This window comes from Rhizobium sp. ZPR4 (assembly GCF_040215725.1).
In the GTDB taxonomy this organism is placed as follows: Bacteria; Pseudomonadota; Alphaproteobacteria; order Rhizobiales; family Rhizobiaceae; genus Rhizobium; species Rhizobium rhizogenes_D.
This window is the reverse complement of the sequence record NZ_CP157969.1, coordinates 1,116,939-1,139,342: the sequence shown is the minus strand read 5'-3', so window position 1 is coordinate 1,139,342 and position 22,404 is coordinate 1,116,939. Positions and strand designations below refer to the sequence as shown.

Here is a 22,404-nt window from a genome sequence, read left to right as displayed (position 1 = left end):
ATCGGCTCGACCGGACGCCTTGTCCTACCTATAATCCCCGGATCGAGATCGCCCTCAATTCGGGCCGGTGGATTTGGCAGAAGCGCGCAATCATGGACCAGTTCAACAGTGCCGCGACGACTCTTCTTTCCAGCAAAGATCGTGGCTGGAAAGGTTTGGAGGCGAACCTCCTTCGTATTCAAGCTGGCCGCACCCATGTGCCTGGATCGCAGACGCATCGGCTCGGCATTCATTTCGGACGAGCTGTGAATGCTTTTTGTGAGTGCGACGGTCGTCAGCACCGGCGCCGGCAGGCGCATGGCGATATCGATATCGTTCCTGCCGGGCTGGACGGCTGGTGGGAGGATGATGGGGACTGCACCATTCTGCGTCTGACGATCCAGCAGGAACTCCTTCAATCAGCCGCTGACGCGCTTGGGAGAAATCCGGATACCGTTTCTCTAACACCGAAATTTCAGCTTCGGGATTCCCGGATCGAATCGATCGCCTGGGCGATCAAGGCCGAAATCGAGTCCTCCATTCCGTCGGACAAAACCTATGGGGAGGCGCTGGGATTGGCGCTGGCGATCCGCCTGGTGGAAGGCGGCGAACGGACTCCGGGCGCTGAAGCCGTAACAGGCGCCACTTTGACAAACCGCCATCAGCGACGCCTGATGGATTTTATCGAAGCCCATATCGATCGGTCGCTGTCTCTTGCCGATCTCGCCGCGACGGTCGGCCTGAGCGTATCGCATTTGAAGCCGCTCTTTCGCGCCACGTTTGGCATGCCGGTCCATCAATATGTGCTGACGCGCCGGATCGAGCGCGCCAGATTGCTCATTCTCTCCACCGACATGCCGCTCGCCGAGATCGCTTTGGCGACGGGGTTTGCCCATCAGAGCCACATGACGCACTGGATGCGGCGCATCATCGGCCTCACTCCAGGCATGCTAAGCCGAATGCATTCGTAACTTCGATTGTCGTCCAAACCTGCAATCGACCATCCGAACCTGCGCGAACCCTCGAGCCTCAACGGATAGGCTGCAGAAAGATCGACAGGAGAAGATGCAATGCACGCAATTCTGAGTGCCAGTGGCAAGGTTGGCCGCACGACCGTCACGGCCCTGCGCAAGGCCGGTGTTCCCGTTCGCGCAATTCTGCGCGATGGCTCGAAAGCACAGGAGTTTTCGGATCTCGGCTGCGAGATCGCCATCGCCGATATACATGACCATCAGGCGCTGACGACCGCGTTCGAAGGGGCGAGCGCCGTCCAGATCATCTGCCCGGTCGATATTCGCGCTCCGCAGGCAAATTCCAGCATGAGACGACTGGTCGGTTGCCTTGGCGAGGCCTTGGCAGCCGCCAAGCCGCAAACCGTTCTCGCCATTTCCGACTATGGCGCACAGCATAGCTCTGGCACCGGCGTCACCATGATCTTCCACGCCCTTGAGGCTCGCCTGCACCAGCTGGAGGCCAAAAAACTTATCCTGCTGCGATCGGCCGAACACATGGAAAACTGGGCGCGTCTCGCAAAGGTGGCGGCAGAAAGCGGCCGATTGCCGAGCTTCTATCACCCGCTGACCAAGCGTCTTCCGACCGTCTCCGCCTACGACGTGGGCTCGATCGCCGCCGACTTGCTTCTCGAGAAGCAGGATGCCGCTCTAAGGATTATCCATGCCGAAGGCCCTCAGCGCTATACGCCGAACGACGTTGCGGCCACCATCGGTTCGCTGACCGGTCACGACGTCATTGCCCAGCCGCTTCCCGAGACCGAATGGCATGCCGCACTCACCCAGGCGGGCCTTTCCGAAGACTACGCACGACTGCTGGTCGAACTCTATACTGCCCATAATGCGGGCCGAATAGACGCGGAGAAGGACGTCGGCGAGATCCGTCGAGGCACAACCGAGCTTGCAGAGGTGTTGCGGCGGATTCTCAGCGCATGAGGATGTCCCTATATACCTGGAATAGGCCGTTGGCCGCCTTCCATACGGTTTCAGCTGCGCGGAATCGTGAGAACGACAGTCGTGCCGCCGCCCTTGCGGCTGTCGATCGTGGCATGGCCGCCATGCGCCTCGGCTATGGCCTTGACGACGGCAAGACCGAGACCTGATCCGCCGCCTCTTCGTGTTCTGGCATCGTCAGCTCTCCAGAACCGCTCGAAGGCCCGTTCGCTTTCCGCAGCCGTCATGCCCGGACCGTCATCCGAGACCATGATGACGCACAGGTTACTGGCCTCTTGCGAAGCCAGATGCAGTGTTGAGCCCGGAGCATAGCGTGCGACATTGTCGATGAGCGCAAGCACCGCCTGCCGGATGCGTGCCCGGTCGGCGATCACCGGCATCTTCTGCAAATCGACTTCGATCCTGATATTGAGGTTGGAAAGCGTCGGCATCACGGAATCGATGATGTCTCCGATTTCTTCTCCAACATCGAAGCGTGATTGTTGCAATTCCATGCGTCCGGCATTCATCAGCGAAAGCGTCCTGAGATCGTCGACGATGCGGGTCAGCGCATCGATATGTCCGATCAATCCCCGGAACACCTCATGGCTCGGTTCGAACACCCCATCCGCCAGCCCCTGCATGCGGCCGCGCAGGATCGTCAGAGGTGTGCGCAATTCGTGGGCGATCGCGGAATTGGAATATTGCAGTTCCTTTTCGGCCCGTTGCAATTCCTCCGCCATGCGATTGAAGTCGTTGATCAGACGGTCCGCTTCACCGAAATTACCCTCGCCGGTCGCCCGGCCGGCAAAGTCTCCATCCGCAATGAGGCGTGCAGCCTCCGTCACCGCCGTCAAGGGCTTGACGAGGCGCCTGGCAAGCCGCCATCCGACATAGGCACCGACCGCCTGGCCGATCGCCACGTTGATGCCGAGGACGACAAAATCGCTGACGGCCCAATCGTCCGAATTTCCGGAATTCTTGAACAGCCAGTCATAGACATAGCCGTAGATCACGAACCCGAAGAACATCACGAACAGGGCGACAAAGGCGACGATCGTCGTCGACCAGATGATTTGCCTGTTAAGGCTGTTGCTAACCGAAATCGCCAAGGCGGTAACCCACTCCCCGGACGCCGTTGAGGAGCTCGCCGACACCAGCGGCATCCAGCTTGCGGCGAAGCTTGCTTACGTGACTGTCCACGGTGCGGTCGAGCGCATCGCCCTCGGGAAGGCAGGCATCGACGATCTCACCCCTCTCGAATGCCCTGTTCGGGAAGCCCGCCATGTATTCGAGGATGCGGAACTCGGTCCGGGTCAGGTTCAGCAGCAAACGGTTTTCGCCGTCTTCGACGACGGCCATATGCGCGATCGGATCGATTGCAAGCCTGCCGACCCTCAGCACCTTATTCGTCGCGCTTCCCGTCGCCCGTCTCAAAATAGCCCGCGCCCGCGCGACCACCTCCACCGGGTTGAACGGCTTCACCACATAATCGTCGGCGCCGGAGCGCAGCCCATGCAGCTTGTCGAGGTCGTCGGCGAGCGCCGTGACCATGATGACCGGCGTATCGCCCCTTTGGCGAATGGTGGCAAGCACCGTATGACCGTCGAGCTTCGGCAGCTTAATATCGAGAACCACGAGATCGGGCCTCAGCCGTTGGTGATGGGAAAGCCCGATCTCTCCATCCGCCGCCGTCAGCACCCGAAATCCTTCGCGTTCAAAATAACGCTCGAGAATGTCGGAGATTTCCGGCTCGTCTTCGACGATCAATATCAGTGCATTTTCCATCCAGGGCTCCTTCACCAGAAGGAAACGTCAGACAAGGCCCGCGCGTCAACATTCCTCTGCCCTCGTCCACGAAACCTCCACAAAACGTCGACCAAAGAACAACAATCCCAATGTTTGCTTAGGCTCGGATGAAAGTGCCACTCGCGCCCGGCGTTGAAGCGGCCACTTTCGAATAGGTTCATGCCGTCAAGACGCGGAGCGACGATCTCTGCGCGTCGCGGTCAATTGGGAATACATCTATGCGATCTGCATTCGAATTGCCTTGCTGGAAGGCAATATTGGCGGCAACGGCGATGCTCGCGCTGGCTTCCGTCCAGGCGCGTGCCCAGGAAGGCGGTGAAATGCCCCCTCCCGCCGTCGGTGTCCTGGAAATCAAGGCGCATCCGGTGCCGGTCATGAGCGAGCTCCCTGGACGCATTGCCGCGACCAGGATTTCCGAGGTGCGCGCGCGCGTTTCGGGCATCCTCCAGGAACGCGTTTTCGAGCAGGGCAGTCTCGTCCATCAGGGCGATGTCCTTTACCGGATCGACCCGAAGCTGTTCCAGGTTCGGGTGGCGAGCGCCAAGGCGGCCTTGCAGAAGGCCAAAGCCGTCCAGGCCAATGCCAAGCAGCAGCTTGAGCGGCAGCGCTCGCTGCGTGAGCGCAATGTCTCGACAGCCGTCGACTACGATACCGCCGCAGTCAATCTCGCGCAGGCCGACGCCGATGTCGCAGCCCAGCAAGCCGTTCTTGACGAGGCTGAGATCAATCTTGACTATACGCAGGTGCGGGCGCCCATCACCGGCATCATCGGCGGCGCCCTCGTGACCGAAGGAACGCTTGTGACCGCGGAAGGCGCGTCGAATCTGGCGCTCATCCAGCAGATCGATCCCGTCTATGCCGACTTCACGCAATCCGCGCAGGATCTCCTGGCGCTGAAGCGTGCCGTCAGCGAGGGCAAGCTCCAGAGCCCTGCCCCCGGACAGGCATCCGTCGAACTCGTGTTCGATGGTGGAAAGAGCTATTCCAAGCCAGGTAAGCTCCTGTTTTCAAACGTGAATGTGGACCCCAACACGGGGCAGGTCACGCTGCGTGCGGAATTCCCCAATCCGCAGGGTGATCTTCTGCCGGGCATGTATGTCCGCGTGCGCATCGAGCAGGCCGTCCAGAAAAGCGGCATCACCATCCCGCAAAGGGCAGTGATCAGAGATGCCGAAGGCAACCCGCAGATCCTGGTGCTCGCTCCCGATCAAACGGCGCAGGTGCGCAACATCGCCCTCGGCGCGTCTCTTGGCGCCGAATGGATCGTCCTTTCCGGACTGAAGGACGGCGAAACCATCATCGCCGACGGGGTCCAGAAGGTTACGCCCGGCGGCAAGGTCGTCGCCGAACCGTGGACGCCGCAAAGCGCCGATCCGAACACCTCAGACCAGGCTGCAAAGTAATCAAGTCATGGCACAGTTCTTTATCAGGCGACCCGTCCTCGCATGGGTCTTTGCACTCTTCATCATGATCTCGGGGATCATTACGATCCCGTTATTGCCGGTCGCGCAATATCCGGCCGTTGCGCCACCGCAGCTTTCCGTTTCCGCCTCCTACCCCGGCGCTTCGCCGCAGGAAATCTATCAGGGGGTTACCCGGCTGATCGAGGAGGAACTGAACGGCGTCCACGGCATCGCCTATTTCGAGTCGACCTCGGATAATTCCGGCTCGGTCGGCATTAACGCCACCTTCGTCTCGGGAACCGATATCGGCAAGGCGACGGTCGACGTTCAAAACGCCGTCCGCCGCGTCGAGGCGCGGCTGCCGCAGGCGGTTCGCACGCAAGGCATCCAGGTCGAGGAAGCCAGCGCCGGCTTCCTGCTGATCGCGGCCCTGACCTCGACCGACGGCAAGATGGACGAGATCGCGCTTGGCGACTACATCAACCGCAACATCCTCGGCGAGCTGCGCCGTCTTCCCGGCGTCGGCCGCGCCCAGGTCTTCGCCTCGCAGCGCGCGCTGCGCGTCTGGATCGACCCGGACAAGATGGTTGGCCTTCATTTGACGGCCGCCGACATCAGCGCGGCGATCACTGCGCAAAACGCGCAGGTAGCCGCAGGCCAGATCGGCGCCATGCCCAACCCGGTCAGCCAGGATCTGACCGCGACCGTGATCGTCGAGGGCCAGCTCAACAACGCAAAACAATTCGGCGACATCATCCTTCGGGCCAATCCCGACGGCTCGACGGTACGTCTGAAGGATATCGCTCGCGTCGAAGATGGCGCGGAAGCCTATTCGACCGCAAGCCGGCTCAACGGCAATCCGAGCGCCGGCCTCGCCATCCAGCTTTCTTCGACGGGCAACGCCGTTGCCGTGTCGAAGGCGATCAAGACGAAGATGGACGAGCTGTCGAAGTTCTTCCCGAAGGGCGTCGAGTATTCGATACCCTACGACACCAGTCCCTTCGTCAACGCCTCGATCGAGAAGGTCGTGCACACCCTCATCGAGGCGATCGTGCTCGTCTTCATCGTGATGTTCGTCTTCCTGCAGAACTTCCGCTACACGCTCATCCCGACGCTCGTCGTTCCTGTCGCTCTGCTCGGCACTTGCGCCATCATGTATGCGACGGGATTCTCCATCAACGTGCTGACCATGTTTGCCATGGTGCTTGCGATCGGCATCCTCGTCGACGACGCGATCGTCGTGGTCGAGAATGTCGAGCGCATCATGGCCGAGGAAGGTCTGCCGCCGAAAGCCGCGACACAGAAGGCAATGAAGCAGATCACCGGCGCCATCCTCGGCATTACGCTGGTGCTGTCCTGCGTCTTCATCCCGATGGCGTTCTTCCCCGGCGCATCCGGCATCATCTATCGCCAGTTCTCGCTGACCATGGTCGTCTCGATCATGTTCTCGGCCTTCCTGGCTCTGTCACTGACCCCGGCGCTTTGCGCCACATTCCTGAAGCCGATCGATGGAAATCACCACGAGAAGAAAGGTCTCGGCGGCTGGTTCAATCGCAAGTTCGACCGAATGACAGCAGGCTACACCAAGACCGCTGCCGGCCTTGCGCGCCGCTCGGGACGCGTGATGGCCGTCTATCTCGCGCTCGCCGTCGGCCTTGGCTATCTTTTCGTCAACCTGCCGGGTTCCTTCGTGCCGGAGGAGGATCAGGGCATCCTGATCGTCGACGTTCAGGGGCCGCCGGAGGCGAGCGCCAACCGCACCATTGCGTCGCTGAAGCAGATCGAGGCGATTTTCAGGGCCGAACCGGCCGTCGAAAACATCTTCGCCGTGCAAGGCTTCAGCTTCTCCGGAAACGGCCCGAACTCGGCCATCGCTTTCGTCACGCTCAAGGACTGGAGCGTGCGGCCGGCCGGCAGCTCGGTGCCGGAGATCGCCGAGCGCGTCAATGCACAGTTCGCCAGCCTGAAGGATGCCACCTCCTATGCGCTCTCGCCGCCGGCAATCGATGGCTTCGGCACGACGAACGGCTTTTCCTTCCGGCTTCAGGACCGCGCCGGGCGCGGACAGAAAGCTCTCAAGCAGGCCGCAGACGAGCTGATGGCAAAGGCGGCGAAGAGCAGCGTGGTGACGAATGTCCGCGTCGAGGGCATGCAGGAAGCCGCGCAGATCGTGCTTGCGATCGACCGCGAGAAGGCGAACACCTTCGGCGTCAGCTTCACCGACATCAACGATGCCATTACGGCGAACCTCGGCTCGTCCTACATCAACGACTACCCCAATGCAGGGCGCATGCAGCAGGTCATCGTACAGGCGGACGGCCGCAGCCGCATGCAGGTCGAGGATATGATGAAGCTGAACGTCCGCAATGCCAGCGGTGGAATGGTGCCGCTCTCGTCGTTTGCGACCGCCGACTGGCGCAAGGGCGATCCGCAGATCGTCGGCTACAACGGCTATCCGACGATCCGCATCACCGGGGAAGCAGGGGTAGGCAAGTCGTCGGGTGCCGCGATTGCCGAGATGGAGCGCCTCGCATCCGAACTTCCGCAAGGCTTCGGCTACGAGTGGTCCGGCCAGTCGCGCGAGGAAATCTCCTCCGGCAATCAGGCGCCGATCCTGTTCGCCTTCAGCATCCTCTTCGTCTTCCTGCTGCTGGCGGGCCTCTACGAAAGCTGGTCGATCCCGCTGTCGGTCATGCTTGTCGTGCCTCTCGGCATTATCGGATGCGTGCTGGCGGCGATCCTGCGCGACATGCCGAACGACCTCTATTTCAAGGTCGGGCTCATTGCGATCATCGGCCTGTCGGCAAAGAACGCCATTCTGATCGTGGAATTCGCCAAGGATTATTATGCCCAAGGCAAGTCCCTGCTCGAATCGGCGGTCGAGGCGGCGCGTGTCCGCTTCCGCCCGATCGTGATGACGTCGCTTGCCTTCACGCTCGGCGTCGTGCCGCTCGCGATCGCCACAGGCCCCAGTGCCGCCAGCCAGAACGCGATCGGCACCGGCGTCCTCGGCGGCATGATCTCGGCGACAATCCTTGCCGTCTTCTTCGTCCCGGTCTTCTTCGTCTTTGTGCTGTCCCTCCTCCGGACCAAAAGACCGGCCGAAGAGGAGGGTGCGGGCGCCAACGTCCCGCCCGCACCCACCGTTCATCGCTGATACGGATAAGAGCGCGATGGAGATGTAACGGAGGTCGATGCTTTAGCCACATCGATTGACTTGTGTACGAATGTACGTCGTTGCCTACGCAGCTCAGTCCAACGGCACCCGGTGTACTACGGGCCGCGTCGCGGGACACGTCGAGCTTGGTTCCACTTCACGAAGAAATGGATCTATGAAATCGAGTGCAACTCGATAAAGGGTGGAAGAGGACCGGAATTACTTCAGGCCCTCTCCCGTTCACGACCAGGGGTCAGTCAGGTCATGTTAGAAGCTGCGTTGGAAGCGCAGGATACCGGCCCACTGATCCTTGTTCACAGAATCGAAGTTGGTGTAGGTAACTTCCGGCTCGACGAGCAGATTCTTGACCGGGTTGAACTTGAGGTTTGTCGTGGCTTCGAAAATCTTCGAGTCGGTGTAAGCGAGCTGGAGATTCCACTTCAGCTTTTCGTTGATCGGAACGCCAACGCCACCCCAGACAGCCCAGTCACCCCAGCCGCAGAGATAGCCCTGATTGGTCGGGCAAGCCGATGTATCAAGGTTCGAACCCGCATACTTGTTCAGCTTGGAGCCATCGGTGTTCCAGCCGCCCATCAGGAAGGCTGTGAAGATGCCAAAATCGGCATCGACTCGAGCTTTGACCGCGCCTTCTTCCACGATGGAATCATAACCGCCAACGACCTTGAATGACCACGCCCCTGACTTGAAACCAGCGCCGGCAACGACGTCCGGTGCGTAGTGGTTCGATTCCGAGGTAACCCATGCACCATTATAGCTGCTGGCGTCGGAGGATGAGTTGGAGTCTTCGAGCGAGATAACAGCGGTGAAGCCGTTTCCGGCATCATATTTATAAGTCAGCTGATTGAGCTCGTAAGGGCCGTCGTAAACAACGTCATCGTTAATGACATCGCCGGCGTAACCGATGAATGCATTGTATTGAGAGTCTTCCTTGCCAACCGTAAAGCCGCCAAGGCTGATGCTGGCATGCAGCAACTTGGTAGTGGTCGAATTGCCGTCGTTCCAATCCCAACGCAGCTCCGCATTCGTCTTCAGCCGGCCGTATTCTGTATCCGTCGCCGTCTGAAGCTGCAGCTCGGCGCGAGTATGCCACAATGTGCCTCTCTTGCCGCTTGGATTATAGGCGTTGTACCACTCTCCCTCGGTCCGAACCTTACCACCGATCTTGAGGCATGTTTCAGAGCCAGGAATGAAGAAGTATCCGGGTCCGAAGGCATCGCAGATCTTGACATATTCCACCGGTTCCGGCTCGGCAGCGACAACAGCATCCGCTGCATATGCTCCCGTAAAGGATACAATAGCCGCGGCCGATCCAAGAAGAATACTTTTAATAGCCATATTTTCTCCAATTAATTGAGTCGTTTGTAAGGGCGGTCAAAGCCCTATCTGCCCGTTCATCTTTAAACAGTGAGGAGTTTGCGACTCCACCCCTTTAACCTACGGAGAGGCTACCCCATGGGAGAAGTGATAATGTCAGCTTGACGGAGATCTGTGTGATCGGACGCGCGGGGCTGTTGCAATATTATCGCAGGCAGAAACCAATAGAATTCTTTGTTCTCGAGCCGAAATATGCCGAAATATTCAGAAACGAACAATATGAAACCATACTAATTGTTCGCAACACTTATCATTTCCATAACATTGGTCAATATAAAATAGATACAGTTCCTAACTCGATCTCGGGTCGATATACCGAAATTCAACTGGAAGATGACATTTTTTGGCAGACAAATATGCCAATGATCGTACTTGTCGTCATCGATATATGATATTTCTCCGACTTTCTGATGCAGAAAATCGATGGACTCATGCCGACGTGACTAAAATGGATGGGACACAACGGACTTGGATGTTCCGATGCATTCTGGGTAAAGCCACATAACTTTCTATCTGCCGTTTGCTTATGTAATCCTGCTTCGCATCCGGATCGCTCCGAATTCCGATTGGTCAACATAGACCGCAGGGATTGGCATACGGAGACCAGCCTCAATGCTATCCATGCACCGCGATGAGTGACCGTGATGGTTCGATTATTGATACCGATACTGTAGCTGGTAAAGATCTCACCATGAGATTCAATCTCAGCGGGAATGCGCTGTAGCATCAAGATCATCGCCGGTATTCTCGCTATCCACCCTTCCAAGATTGGCTTTGAATCAGCTTCAACTGCATGATTCACTCCAGGATCAACTCATCGATCGCAGATTTACTCGCAGGCATTGTCCGGCGATTCGAACAGCAATAAATCTGCAATCATTCGCAATATTCCCGCCCGATTGCCGCCCGTGTCGGTGAATATCAAGCTATCGTTCCACTAATACCTCCATTCCGGAACAATAGGCCAGGTCGGGATGCCCCACGTCCCGTCTGGCCGCCGATATTGCGAACACCCGTAGAAACGTGAGTGACAGAAGTACATCATGGAGAGCTTTACCTCTTTTGCGCAGAATTTTGAGGATGTCATGCTTTGGCGTGCCCTCAGGCATGTTGTGAACGGATGTTATATTGATGTAGGTGCCCAGCATCCTGTCATCGATTCTGTCAGCAAGGCATTCTACGACCGAGGCTGGCGCGGAGTTCACGTTGAACCCGTACCACAATATGCTGATCTGCTGCGCGCCGAGAGGCCAGACGAAACCGTGCTGCAAATCGCATTGGGCGCAGAAGCGGGCTCGTTGGAATTGAATATATTTCCGGATACCGGCTTGAGCACAGCTGTCGATGTCTATGCGCGCAGCCATCGCGAACTTCATGGCTTCGAGGGCAGCAAATTGCAGGTCCCTGTGTTGCCGCTGCGCACAGCATTGGCTTTCTTGAACAACAAACCGGTGCATTGGTTGAAAGTCGATGTCGAAGGTCTGGAAGAGGCGGTGCTCCAAGGTTGGGATCCCGCTGCGATCGAGCCATGGATCATCGTGATCGAAGCCACGGTGCCCATGAGCCAGGAAGTACACTTCGCGACAGCTGATCGCATTCTTCTCGAGGCAGGTTACAAGTTCGTCTACTTCGATGGACTCAATCGCTTTTACGTCTCGCCTCAGCATCCTGAATTGGTACCAGCCTTTGAGGCTCCTCCAAATGTGTTCGATCATGTTCAATTCAGTGAAAACTCGGCATGGTGTGAATTAGCGTCGTCCAAGCTCCGGGCTTCGCTCGATGAACAAGGTCATCAGCTGACAGAGGCCCTGGAACATTTGGTAAAAGTGCAGGAAGTCGCCGATGCCCGTATCAGCAAAGCGGAACGGTCTGCATTGGAGATGGAAGCGCGGTGCGCCGCTGCCGAAGCTTTGAACAGAGAAGCCGAAAGGTTGAGCCTTCTAGCTGAAGGGCGCGTCTCAAGGACGGAGGAGCACACCAAAACGCAGGAGCGGGCGATTTATCTGGAGGCTAAGCTAGCGTCGTTGGAAGCTCAGCTTGTCGCCAAGTCAAAGCAGCTGCAGGATATGCAGAGAAGCACTTCATGGCGCATCAGCGCGCCCGTGCGGATTGTCGGCCGGCCCGTTCACCGCATAAGCTCAGCCATCCGGGAAAATCGTATCACAAGCGGTATCAAGCGACGCATCAAGGCGCTTATAAGTCTAGCCGCCCATTTCATTAGGCAACGTCCCTACGTCAAGCGCCTAGCGGTTGCGGTACTGAATACCAGTCCAGCCCTACGCAGCAGAATCATCGGCATATTGATTGCGCTGCCGGTAAGTTCTGTTCAGCCTCATATTGCAGGCCGCGCATCGCCCCTCGCTCCGTCATCGGACTGGCGCCCCCTGACCTTCAACGATCTGCCTGTCGAAGCCCGTCGCATATACCTCGATCTGCGTGCAGCAACCGAAGCCTAGAAAGTATTCCTCCATGCGTATCGTCGTAGACCTTCAAGGCGCTCAAACCGAGAGCCGGTTCCGTGGTATTGGGCGCAACAACATTGCATTGACCAAGGCGCTTCTGCGAAATCGCGGTAAGCACGAGATTCTTATAGCGCTCAACGGTCTTTTCCCGGAAACGATCGAAACCATACGCGCGACTTTCGATGGATTGATCAGCCAGGACGATATCCGCGTGTGGCAAGCGGTGGGACCGCTGTCATGGTTCGATCCGGCGAATAAGTGGAGGCGTCATGCAGCAGAGTTGATGCGCGAGGATTTTCTGGCCTCGTTGCAGGCAGATATCGTGCATGTCGGCAACTTTTTCGATGGAGTTGGCGACAACATGACCTGCAGCGTTGGCAAGCGGGTGCGCATACCGACCGCTATCACGTTCCACGATGCCATCCCTCTTATTCAGTCCGATGTCTATCTCAAATCCAATCGGACCTTCGAGGCGTTTTACCGCTCACGCTTGGAACAATTGCTGGATGCCGATCTGGTACTTGCCGTGTCCGATTCGGCGCGGCGGGAGGCAATCGAATACGCGAAAGTGTCGCCTGAGCGAGTGATCTCGATCTCATCCGCATGCGATCCCATGTTTTCGCCTGCGCCAGTGCCGGATTCGGCTAGAATCGCCCTCTGCCACAAGCTGGGGCTCAAAGGCAGCGGCTTTGTCATGTATTCGGGCGGTGGAGACGAGCGTAAGAACCATCTGCGTCTGATCGAGGCTTTCGCAAGGGTGCCACAGGCTCTGCGCGTGCAGCATCCGTTGGTGATCGTCGGCATGATGCCGCTGGATCATAGCAGTCGCTTTTTGGAACATGCGCGTGCCCACGGGCTAACCGATCGTGAGTTCATTCTCGGCGGTCACGTCACTGACGAAGAATTGGTAAACCTGTATCGCTTGTGCACGCTTTACGTGTTTCCTTCCACACATGAGGGTTTTGGCCTTCCCGTCCTGGAAGCCATGTCGTGCGGCGCGCCGACTATCTGCGCCGATATGACCAGCCTGCCCGAAGTAATGGGGCGTGCCGATTCGATGTTCGACCCATATGATGTGCCTGGCTTGGCCAGTCTCATGCGCGACCTTCTGCATCACCCACAGCGGCGTGAAGAACTGGCACAGTATGGGTTGGCCCGTTCCAAGCTTTTTTCGTGGGATCGCTGTGCACAAGCGGCATTGGCCGCATTCGAGAAGGTGCACCAGCAGGAGCCGACGCAGACATGCGCTCCCCTGTTCGGGCAATTATTGAAAACTGTCGAGTCGGCGGTGGTTGACCGACATACACCTTCGGATGGCGATTTGATTGCTCTGGCGGCGGCTATATCGTCGAATAGTCACTGGTCGAAAGTCGCCAATCCGCGTCCCAAGCAATTGCTCGTGGATCTGTCAGTCATCGCGGACAACGACGGTCAGTCGGGTGTCCAGCGGGTGGCCCATGGCATTCTCTCGTCGCTCATTCAATCGCCACCTGCCGGTTTCGCAATCGAGCCTGTCTATTCGCAGCCCGGCACACCTTCCTTTCGCTACGCGCGGAATTATGCACGTCGCTACTATCCGGCATTGGGGTCTCTGGAGGGCGAGGATGACATCATCAAATTGAACCCCGGCGACATCTTTCTAGGCTTGGACCTTCATCATGCGGTGGTTCACCGCCCGGAGTTTTTCGGCCGTCTGCGGCAAATGGGAGTGGGCACTGTATTTTTGATACACGACCTGCTTCCCATTCACCTGCCACAATATTTCACGCCGGGCTTGGCCGACCTCCATACACGATGGCTGCAGTTCGTTTGTCAAAGCGACGGCGTGGTATGCGTGTCGCGCGACGTCGCACAAAGCTTGGTCGCTTGGCTCAACGCACATTCGCTTGAGCGGCAGCGTCCGCTCGCCATTGGATGGTCGCTCAATGGATGCGACGCGCCCGGCAAATGGCATGGCGCCGCACCTGGCGATCGCGCGGAGAAGGCCATAGAACAGCTTGAAGGACGCGAGGTGTTCTTGTGCGTGGGAACAATCGAGCCGCGTAAAGGTCATCGCCAACTGTTGGCAGCCTTCGATCTGCTCTGGGCGCGCGGGGCCGATCTAACCCTCGTCCTGGTTGGCCGCCAAGGGTGGGATGTGGATGATTTGGTTCGCAGCATCCGCCGGCATCCGGAATTCGGCCGTCGCCTGCTATGGCTGACAGACGTCAACGATGCTTTCCTCGAACATATCTATTGTACCAGCCGATGCTTGGTCGCGCCCAGCCTTGGAGAAGGGTTCTGTTTGCCGCTGGTGGAGGCGGCCGTTCGAGGGTTACCCATCCTCGCACACGATTTGCCGGTGTTTCGCGAAGTGGCGGGCGATCACGCAACCTATTTTCAAGGCGAAACCCCTTTGGAGCTTGCAACCGCGATAGCAAGCTGGCTGGAGGCGTACCGACATGACATGGCGCCGTCTTCGACCGGCATTCCACACTTGTCATGGGCTCAAAATGCCGGAAACCTCTTAAAGCTTGCGATCGAATCTCAGTGGCCCATCCACTGGCAACGCCAGCCAACCCTGTTCCTTGATGTTTCCGTATTCGTTCATACAGACGCCAAGACGGGCATCCAGCGCGTGATACGGGGGCTTGCCCGTAATCTGTTGCGAGAGCCGCCTGCCGGAATGAGCGTGTGCCTGATCTGGTTCGACGGCCAAGTTTACCGGCACGCACTCCGCCTCCAAACGCGCCTCATTCACGGCGTCAATTCGTGCGCGGACGAGCCCATTGTGGAGTTTCGTCAGGGCGATATCTATTTCGCGCTGGATCTCAATGTGGTTTTGCAGCCCCGAATGGAACTTCTACAGCAGCATATGCGTGAGCAGGGAGTGGCAATCTGGTTTCTGGTCCATGATCTTCTGCCGTTGCGGCACCCAAAGTGGTGGGTGCCGACGGTATCGCGTGAATTCAAAGCCTGGATCTCAAGTGCAGCGCGGGTGGCGAGCGGATATGTCTGCGTCTCAAAGACGACCGCCGATGATCTAACGCTTTATCTGAAACAGGAAAGGCCTCCGAACGAACAAGCCGCTCCAGTGCGCAGCTTTCACATCGGCGCGAATATCGACGACGGTGAATCGAGCCGAGGCTTACCCGACGACGCAGTCCAATTGCTCGCTCGTATGGCGGAACGGCCCAGTTTCCTCATGGTTGGAACTATCGAGCCACGCAAGGGGCACAGACAGGCTCTGGCTGCCTTCGAGCAGCTCTGGTCGCAGGGGCATGAGATCAATCTGATCGTTGTCGGCAAGAAGGGCTGGCTCGTAAACGATCTGTTCGAGCGGTTTTTGCGCCATCCGCGCCTGGGACGGCAGTTTCATTTTCTTCAAGACGTTAGCGATGAATATCTGAACCGGATTTATGCCGGATCGACGTGCCTGCTGGCGCCAAGCGAAGGTGAAGGCTTTGGCTTGCCGCTGGTCGAAGCCGCCCTGAAGCATGTACCTATCATCGCTCGTGACCTGCCGATATTCCGTGAAGTGGCTGGCGACCACGCCTATTATTTCAGCGGACTAGGTGCCGACGATCTTGCAAAGGCGATCCTCGTATGGCTGGACCTGTTCAGGCGGGGACAGCATCCTACCACCGACGGCATGCCATACCTGACTTGGCGTCAGAGCGCTCGACTATTGACCAAAGCTTTGGGCCTTGAGGTCGAAGATGCCAAAGCGGCAAATGTCGAAGGCAAGATAAGTAGGTTCAATTGATTTGGACTCAAACTTTGTTTCATCGAGACAGCTTTCCGGATGCCGTCCTCCAAACCAGAAGGTTGAAGGGAAAACGGAAGCTGCCTTCATCGTCGCATCAGAAGACGAAAGACAAGCGGAAGATGGGTTGCCGGTGAGTAATTTAGAAATCGTCAGGAATAAAGTCCGACATCATGGCGCGGTGTGGGATGTTGCCGAAGCACTGCATAATTTTCGCCTGGCCGCGCTGCTCGGATGGCAAGATGTTGCGCAACGTTATCGACGATCAAGAATTGGTGCGTTTTGGCTTACCATTAACATGGGTGTGCTGATTGGAGCCCTTGGCTTGGTTTTCGGCACGATCTTTAACTCTCCGATGCGTGAATTTCTTCCATTCATATGCGTCGGCCTGATTTTTTGGGGATACTATTCTCAAATCGTCAGCGAAGGATGCTCTGGCTTTACATCGAATAGCGACGTAATATTGCAACTGGATATTCCATTTTTTACTTATATATTGAGATGTTGGTACAGAAATACAGTCATACTGCTACATAATCTCGTTATATTCCCAATAATTCTCATAATATTTTGGAGGCCAATCGGGCTCTCAGCCGCGTTCGTGATCCCTGGGTTTGTTCTCGCTACGCTGAACATGACCTGGATCGCTCTGACATTGGCAATCCTGTGTACACGCTATCGCGACCTTACTCAGATCGTACAGAATATAATGCAGGTTATGATGTATGTTACGCCGATCATGTGGATGCCCGACCATCTCCAGTCGAGGGCTTCGCACCTGATGCTCGATTACAATCCCTTTTTCCACTTGATGTCTGTTGTCCGAAATCCACTGCTGGGGCAAGGGGTAACGGTTGCAAATTGGAGTATCGTCACGGGTACTGCCATGGTTGGCTGGCTTTTCACGATGCTACTGCTGAATAGATATAGAGCGCGTATTGCGTATTGGCTCTGATGTGAAGCCGTGAGATTTCAGAAAGACAGGCAAACAGAAACATGACTTCGATATCTCTGCAGAATGTCACAGTCGACTTCCCGATCTATAACGCACGCGGCCGATCGCTGAAAAATCATATTATGAAAATGGCCACCGGAGGTTCTATCAACACGGAGGGTCATGGGGTTGTCGTGGTTCGAGGACTTCATGGAATCAACCTTGAGCTAAGAGCGCATGACCGTATCGGCCTCATAGGCCACAACGGCTCCGGCAAGACGACGCTTTTGCGAGTGCTGACCGGCGTTTACGCGCCAACATCAGGCAAGGTGGACATTCGTGGAAAATGCACGTCATTGATCAACATCTCGCTCGGAATCGATCCAGAGGCCACAGGTCGGCAAAACATCTACCTTCGAGGAGCCCTGCTTGGATTCCGACGGGAGGAGATGAAGCGACGGCTTGAAGAGATCGCAGACTTCAGTGAATTGGGCGGCTTTTTGGAGATGCCGGTTCGAACATATTCCACCGGGATGCAACTGCGGTTGGCGTTTTCTATCTCGACAATTCTCCAGCCCGAAATACTCATTATGGACGAGTGGCTGGCAACGGGTGACGAGGGATTTAAGGCGAAGGCCAACCAGCGTTTGAATGAGTTGGTCGAACAGACGCAAATCCTGGTAATTGCTAGTCATGCGAAAGAACTTCTGGCGAAGAACTGTAACCGGATCGTATGGCTGGAGCACGGTAAGGTGCGCATGGATGGCCCTCCCGCTGAAGCGCTGAACGCTTACTTCGGCACTTGATGAAAGCTTATCGCAGTATTGTATGATCGCATCCGCCGAGCCAAACGTTCGGCAAAGCCTTTCGCTGCCGGCAACCTACTGCAAAAGGTACCGCCTCTGCGGCCGATAAAATACGTCGGTACTCGATCAAAGTAGGCAACTTTCGTTCACGATTTTCCACCAACAGAAACTCCAGGCAACATAATAGCCATAACTTAGACAACGTGGCAGGCGATTGCTTCATGCTCCCAGCAATTGAAAGCATCAACCCACAAAACAATGTAAAATTCCATTTACTACTACTCGTTGTTAGAGAACTTCCCTTAAAAATGGCTATGCCCATTCTATTATTCATACTGCACATAGAGACAATCACATATCACTGAATAAGACACATGGGTATCAGTGACGATGTGATGACGAGTCAAAGTCGTCAGAGTTTGTTGAGCTCAACGACTTCAACAAATCATGTACCAGGGACATATGCTTCAAAGAAAACTATCGATCATCGCTCCGACGTATAATGAGGCGGATAACGTCCTCCACTTCATCGAGCGCGTAAAAGCAACATTGAACGCATTTGACTGGGAGATCCTGTTTGTCGACGATAATTCTGCCGACGGGACCGCTGAGAAGATATATGACTATGCAGCAGATGATTATCGCATCCGCACCATAATACGGCTGGAAGATCGAGGCCTGGCACGATCAAGCATTCAAGGCATGCTCTCTGCCAGGGGAAACCTGCTTTGCGTAATGGATGCGGATGGCCAACATGACCCAATGGTACTATCCGAACTGGTTGCGCGCCTCGAGCGCGATAACCTCGATGTGGTAAGCGCTGCCCGGCGCCTGGACGGCTGCGACGGACTGAGCGGCCTATCACCCTTGCGTCATAGAATATCGCTGTTTGGCAATTGGTGCAGCAGTCTTATTCTTGGCCGCAAGCTTTTGGATCCATTGACCGGTTTTTTCCTTATTCGCCGCAGCAGTTTCCTCGAGGTCGCGCCTCATCTCGGTGATCCAGGCTTCAAGCTTCTTCTCGATATCCTCTATTCGCATAGGAATCTTCGTCATGCTGAGGTTCCCTTTGAATTCGCAAGCAGACAGCATGGCGAATCGAAGCTGGACTGCTATGTCGCCTGGAAGTTCCTGACCTTCACGTTAAGCAAGATGACAGGGGGCATGCTGCCGGTCAGCCTCATATCCTTTCTTTTCGTCGGCGGCTCCGGACTTGGCGTTCACTTCGCGACGCTCTACGGTGCGCTATGGCTATCACTGCCGTTTCTAGCCGCTCAAGCACTCGCGACTCTGACGGCCTCCGCCAACAATTTCCTTCTGAACAATCTTCTGACGTTTCGAGACCGGCGGCTGCGTGGTCGCCGGCAGATTCTGGGCTACCTGAAATTTCTTGGCTTCTCATCCATAGGCATTGTTGCAAATATCTCGCTAGCCAAACTTACCTATGACCACTTTGCCCATGCCGTCCTGATCGCTACCCTGGCCGGGCTCGCAATAGACAGTGTCTGGAAGTTTGTTGTCGCGAGCCGCTTCATATGGAAGTGAGTGCGCAGACGGATATGTCGACGTCGGACGCACGCGTCATTTTGCAGCTGAAGACCGTGCTCTGGCTAATCTTGGCAATCTTCATCTGCCTGACGATTCTCGCCAGGCTTGTCCAGCTTTCCATGTTCTTCGATGGAACCATCTATGCCAGTATCGCCAGGAATATGGCACAGGGCCACGGTACGCCATGGACGCCTTATTTCTCCAATGGTTTGTTTTCGGCCTTTGCCGAGCATCCGCCGTTGATGATGTGGCTGGAGGCCATCGGTTTCCTTATCTTTGGCGACACGATCGCTGTTGAGAAATGCTTTTCATTTCTCACCTTGCTCGCAAGTGGACTCCTGCTGACGGAAATATGGAAGCGCCTGCACCGCAATGATGCGTGGATGGCCGCGATGGCACCCTTTGCGCTTCTCATGGCCGTAATTCCCGGCCGGGTCAGCTGGGCATTCGCCAATGGCATGCTTGAAAATCAACTGACGGCTTTTCCGTTGGCGGCACTGCTTCTCGTCGTCATCGCATATGAGCAGCCCGAGGAAATGGGCCGGAAACGCCTTCTTCTGATTGCTGCCAGTGGCGCTTTCACAGTTCTTTGTGTGGCGACAAAAGGTCCGGTGGGTTTGTTTCCGCTTGCCGCACCGGGTTTGCACTGGTTGTCTCTTCGGCAGATTTCATGGCGGCATGCCCTTTGGGATACATTGCTTCTGACCCTTATCGTGACTGCCGCATTTGTGATCCTGTGGCAATTCGAGGAGCCACGAGACGCAATCCGTCGCTATCTTTCCGTTCAATTGCTGCCAAGCCTGAATGGACAGCGTGGCCACAACGGCGCTGGATGGGCAGCCGTCCGCACATTCCTGCGCGTCAGTGCATACCCGATCACCGCCGCGTCGATCTTGCTTATCACGGCTCATAGGCTGGGAATAAAAGTGCTGGATGGCTTTGAACAACATGAACTGCGACTGCGCCGCGCAGCATTCCTGGTATCCGTCGGCTTTTCGGCTTCCCTGCCCCTTCTTCTCAGTCCTCGTGTTTCGAGCTTTTATTTCAACCCGGCGCTTATTTATCTGTCGGCGGGTCTTAGCGTAATTTTGACCCCTGCCCTCGTCGGTGTTTTTTCAAGATTGAGTCTCAACGGACGATCTCGGCTGCAGCTAATTCTGGCTTTATTCCTCGCAGGTGCCGTACTCTCGGTCGCCGCCAATTTCGGCCGACCCGGAGGCGATAGTCCCGCAATCGAAAATGCATCCAGGATCGCCGACACAGCATGCGGCGGTGATGGGAGATGCGCCGTCTCCGGCTGCGGAAGCGTGTTGCAGGATTGGGCGCTCCACGCCTACCTGCAACGTCGTCACAAAACGAGCCTTGAAGATGATGCCGATACCCCACACCGGTTTCTGGTCGTGGGCGCAAATTGCCAGGAAAATACTGAAGGGTTTCGAGAGACCGGTGTCGAGCTGGAGCGCTATCGTCTTTTGGAACGCTGATTACACCCTAGGCATACTGTCAGCTCGGGTTTCCTGCCAAACCTGGTCATCATTGGCTAATGATTGCAGTTCAAGCTGTGTGCTGGTTCCGCCGACTGGTGCTGAAGATCGAACATGGACATCCCCATTGTTGCAATCCGGCGTTTGGCGATAACCATCGCTTCACGTCGCTCTCAATTCCTGACATATATGCGGAAAGGCGGCTTGCCGTCGTGGATATGGCGTCATGAACGGATCAACACCGGAAAAAAGCAAGATGCGCGCACCTGCGGGCTCCGTTACGGGGCTTTGCTCCGCGTCCGCGACGATGTTTGCAGTGGGAATGGCCTTTCTGGGCTACTGGGGAGTGTATGACCAAGGGCCCTGGCGCATATCCGATTATTTTGTGGTGGCCTTAGCCATCATCGGATTTGCGGCTCTCGGTTCCGTGCCCTGGATCGTAACGACGCCTGTAGCGGAAGAAGAGGCAGAAAAAGTTGTCGGTGCCAGGCGCGCTCTGGCATTGGGGGTCGCCTTGATCTGGCTGTCCGTTTGCGTCGCGGTATTCACCTGATCCGTTCTGCCCGACTTCCACACGGGCAGCATGTCCTCACTCTCGGCAATGAGGGGTCTCGATCGTCATCCAAACGATAGCAGGCTTCCAAACTCCGTAGCCGCCAGGAATACCTGCCTGCCAGGCTATGCGAACGCCTCGAAAGTATCGCGGAGCTTTTATTCTCCCGCTTCATCGAGATACATGACATAATCAACGGCCATATGCAGCTGGAGCATTTTCGATGCAACGCGAAGCGGTCTGGACGCTGGCTTTGTTTGTTCTTCTTGTGTTTAGCGCCGCAGTCGGCTCGACATTGCGTGCGAGATTACCTGCCCCGCACCGCAGCAGCGAGACAATAGACTTCCTCCGGGTCGTCACGGCCCTTCTCGTCACTTTTGCCGCACTTGTCATGAGCTTGCTTTTGGCATCGGAACTGAATGCGTTCACAACGGCATCTCACGATCGCAACCGCTACGCCTCCGGTCTGGCCGAGATGGACCGCTGCCTGAGGAATTATGGCCCGGCATTGGATAATGAGCGGCAACTTCTGCGCAGCTACACAACCGCTGTCATTGCCAGCACATGGCCAGGTGAGCCAATTCCACCGGGGGTCACATATCCTGACATATCAAAATTGCCTTTGACCGGCGAAGCGCCCGCTCTTGGAGCAATTCTCAACGACATGGGGCTCGGCATTGCCCGCGAACAGCCAGCCGATCCCTTGCATCAGCTACTCGTAACCCGTTGCAATCAGCTCTTCAGCAATCTCTTGGCGGCGCGATGGATCGTGATCGAGGACGCGCACGGCTCGCTTTCAGCACCGTTCCTCGGCGTCCTGATCTTCTGGCTTATGCTGGTATTCCTAAGCTTCGGTCTTCAAGCTCCCAGAAACCCGCTCACGGGTTCCATTGTCGCCGTCGCCATCGTCTCGGTGGCGAGCGTCATGTTTGTCATCCTGGATCTCGATCTTCCCTACGGCGGTCTCTTCGGCATTTCGAGCGAATCTATGCGGCATGCGCTCACCGATATGCTGGCACAATAGAGATCAACCAAGCCATACACCCGTTGCCGGCCCGCCATCATATCGACCGGGCTTCATATCGAAACCCACCCCACGCTTCGGCAATCTCAAATCAGCGGTCAGGCGGCTAACGCGAAAGGTCGCCTTGGGATAGCCGAGTTCCGGCAGGCATCCCTCTCAGCC

General features: G+C 56.6%; 15 protein-coding genes. 12 read left to right on the top strand and 3 right to left on the bottom strand.

All coding sequences use genetic code 11. The features are described from left to right. The first annotated feature begins 92 nt into the window (after nucleotides 1-92). Together ABOK31_RS32825 and ABOK31_RS32820 are read left to right on the top strand one after the other, a co-directional pair. A complete protein-coding gene (locus ABOK31_RS32825; RefSeq protein ID WP_349961924.1) occupies nucleotides 93-950 on the top strand; it encodes an AraC family transcriptional regulator in 858 nt (285 codons plus the stop codon). A gap of 99 nt (nucleotides 951-1,049) precedes the next feature. Further along, nucleotides 1,050-1,925 (top strand): NAD(P)H-binding protein, encoded by an 876-nt coding sequence (locus ABOK31_RS32820; RefSeq protein ID WP_349961922.1) that lies wholly within the window; start codon nucleotides 1,050-1,052, stop codon nucleotides 1,923-1,925. A 50-nt stretch (nucleotides 1,926-1,975) separates the two neighbouring features. Here the strand turns inward: ABOK31_RS32820 and ABOK31_RS32815 are convergent, their stop codons facing one another. After that, a complete protein-coding gene (locus ABOK31_RS32815; protein WP_349961920.1) occupies nucleotides 1,976-3,034 on the bottom strand; it encodes a HAMP domain-containing sensor histidine kinase in 1,059 nt (352 codons plus the stop codon). Next, nucleotides 3,018-3,710 carry a response regulator gene (locus ABOK31_RS32810; protein ID WP_349961919.1) on the bottom strand — a complete coding sequence of 231 codons (693 nt, stop codon included), beginning with the start codon at nucleotides 3,708-3,710 and terminating at the stop codon, nucleotides 3,018-3,020. The genes ABOK31_RS32815 and ABOK31_RS32810 overlap by 17 nt, the downstream gene beginning before the upstream one ends. Nucleotides 3,711-3,949: 239 nt before the next feature. Between ABOK31_RS32810 and ABOK31_RS32805 the strand changes: the two genes are divergently transcribed. Both ABOK31_RS32805 and ABOK31_RS32800 read left to right on the top strand, forming a co-directional pair. Beyond that, nucleotides 3,950-5,134 carry an efflux RND transporter periplasmic adaptor subunit gene (locus ABOK31_RS32805; protein ID WP_349961917.1) on the top strand — a complete coding sequence of 395 codons (1,185 nt, stop codon included), beginning with the start codon at nucleotides 3,950-3,952 and terminating at the stop codon, nucleotides 5,132-5,134. A gap of 7 nt (nucleotides 5,135-5,141) precedes the next feature. Beyond that, complete coding sequence (locus ABOK31_RS32800) at nucleotides 5,142-8,291, top strand: efflux RND transporter permease subunit (RefSeq protein ID WP_349961915.1); 3,150 nt, start codon at nucleotides 5,142-5,144, stop codon at nucleotides 8,289-8,291. Nucleotides 8,292-8,558: 267 nt separating this feature from the next. Here ABOK31_RS32800 and ABOK31_RS32795 read toward each other — a convergent pair whose 3' ends face one another. Beyond that, nucleotides 8,559-9,647, bottom strand: coding sequence for a porin (locus tag ABOK31_RS32795; protein ID WP_349961914.1), 1,089 nt, complete (start codon nucleotides 9,645-9,647; stop codon nucleotides 8,559-8,561). A 1,082-nt stretch (nucleotides 9,648-10,729) separates the two neighbouring features. Between ABOK31_RS32795 and ABOK31_RS32790 the strand changes: the two genes are divergently transcribed. The 8 genes from ABOK31_RS32790 to ABOK31_RS32755 all read left to right on the top strand — a co-directional run bounded on the left by ABOK31_RS32790 (nucleotide 10,730) and on the right by ABOK31_RS32755 (nucleotide 22,242). Further along, nucleotides 10,730-12,142, top strand: coding sequence for an FkbM family methyltransferase (locus tag ABOK31_RS32790; protein WP_349961912.1), 1,413 nt, complete (start codon nucleotides 10,730-10,732; stop codon nucleotides 12,140-12,142). A gap of 13 nt (nucleotides 12,143-12,155) precedes the next feature. Then, nucleotides 12,156-15,893, top strand: coding sequence for a glycosyltransferase family 1 protein (locus tag ABOK31_RS32785; RefSeq protein WP_349961911.1), 3,738 nt, complete (start codon nucleotides 12,156-12,158; stop codon nucleotides 15,891-15,893). 1 nt (nucleotide 15,894) lies between these two features. Then, nucleotides 15,895-16,848 carry an ABC transporter permease gene (locus ABOK31_RS32780; protein WP_349961909.1) on the top strand — a complete coding sequence of 318 codons (954 nt, stop codon included), beginning with the start codon at nucleotides 15,895-15,897 and terminating at the stop codon, nucleotides 16,846-16,848. A gap of 41 nt (nucleotides 16,849-16,889) precedes the next feature. After that, nucleotides 16,890-17,633, top strand: a complete 744-nt coding sequence (locus ABOK31_RS32775; protein ID WP_349961908.1) for an ABC transporter ATP-binding protein — start codon at nucleotides 16,890-16,892, stop codon at nucleotides 17,631-17,633. Nucleotides 17,634-18,095: 462 nt separating this feature from the next. Next, nucleotides 18,096-19,178, top strand: a complete 1,083-nt coding sequence (locus ABOK31_RS32770; protein WP_349961906.1) for a glycosyltransferase — start codon at nucleotides 18,096-18,098, stop codon at nucleotides 19,176-19,178. A gap of 14 nt (nucleotides 19,179-19,192) precedes the next feature. After that, on the top strand, nucleotides 19,193-20,665 hold the full coding sequence (locus ABOK31_RS32765; protein ID WP_349961905.1) for a glycosyltransferase family 39 protein: 1,473 nt from the start codon (nucleotides 19,193-19,195) through the stop codon (nucleotides 20,663-20,665). A 226-nt stretch (nucleotides 20,666-20,891) separates the two neighbouring features. Next, nucleotides 20,892-21,218 carry a hypothetical protein gene (locus ABOK31_RS32760; RefSeq protein WP_174173552.1) on the top strand — a complete coding sequence of 109 codons (327 nt, stop codon included), beginning with the start codon at nucleotides 20,892-20,894 and terminating at the stop codon, nucleotides 21,216-21,218. A gap of 223 nt (nucleotides 21,219-21,441) precedes the next feature. Continuing rightward, entirely contained in the window at nucleotides 21,442-22,242 is an 801-nt protein-coding gene (locus tag ABOK31_RS32755) for a hypothetical protein (protein ID WP_349961903.1), read from the top strand. The last annotated feature ends 162 nt before the right edge of the window (nucleotides 22,243-22,404 follow it).

Coding starts and splice junctions, on each gene's coding strand:
- ABOK31_RS32825 (WP_349961924.1), top strand. CDS start 93: ATGGACCAGTTCAACAGTGCCGCGACGACTCTTCTTTCCAGCAAAGAT.
- ABOK31_RS32820 (WP_349961922.1), top strand. CDS start 1,050: ATGCACGCAATTCTGAGTGCCAGTGGCAAGGTTGGCCGCACGACCGTC.
- ABOK31_RS32810 (WP_349961919.1), bottom strand. CDS start 3,710: ATGGAAAATGCACTGATATTGATCGTCGAAGACGAGCCGGAAATCTCC.
- ABOK31_RS32805 (WP_349961917.1), top strand. CDS start 3,950: ATGCGATCTGCATTCGAATTGCCTTGCTGGAAGGCAATATTGGCGGCA.
- ABOK31_RS32800 (WP_349961915.1), top strand. CDS start 5,142: ATGGCACAGTTCTTTATCAGGCGACCCGTCCTCGCATGGGTCTTTGCA.
- ABOK31_RS32795 (WP_349961914.1), bottom strand. CDS start 9,647: ATGGCTATTAAAAGTATTCTTCTTGGATCGGCCGCGGCTATTGTATCC.
- ABOK31_RS32790 (WP_349961912.1), top strand. CDS start 10,730: ATGGAGAGCTTTACCTCTTTTGCGCAGAATTTTGAGGATGTCATGCTT.
- ABOK31_RS32785 (WP_349961911.1), top strand. CDS start 12,156: ATGCGTATCGTCGTAGACCTTCAAGGCGCTCAAACCGAGAGCCGGTTC.
- ABOK31_RS32775 (WP_349961908.1), top strand. CDS start 16,890: ATGACTTCGATATCTCTGCAGAATGTCACAGTCGACTTCCCGATCTAT.
- ABOK31_RS32770 (WP_349961906.1), top strand. CDS start 18,096: ATGCTTCAAAGAAAACTATCGATCATCGCTCCGACGTATAATGAGGCG.
- ABOK31_RS32765 (WP_349961905.1), top strand. CDS start 19,193: ATGTCGACGTCGGACGCACGCGTCATTTTGCAGCTGAAGACCGTGCTC.
- ABOK31_RS32760 (WP_174173552.1), top strand. CDS start 20,892: ATGAACGGATCAACACCGGAAAAAAGCAAGATGCGCGCACCTGCGGGC.
- ABOK31_RS32755 (WP_349961903.1), top strand. CDS start 21,442: ATGCAACGCGAAGCGGTCTGGACGCTGGCTTTGTTTGTTCTTCTTGTG.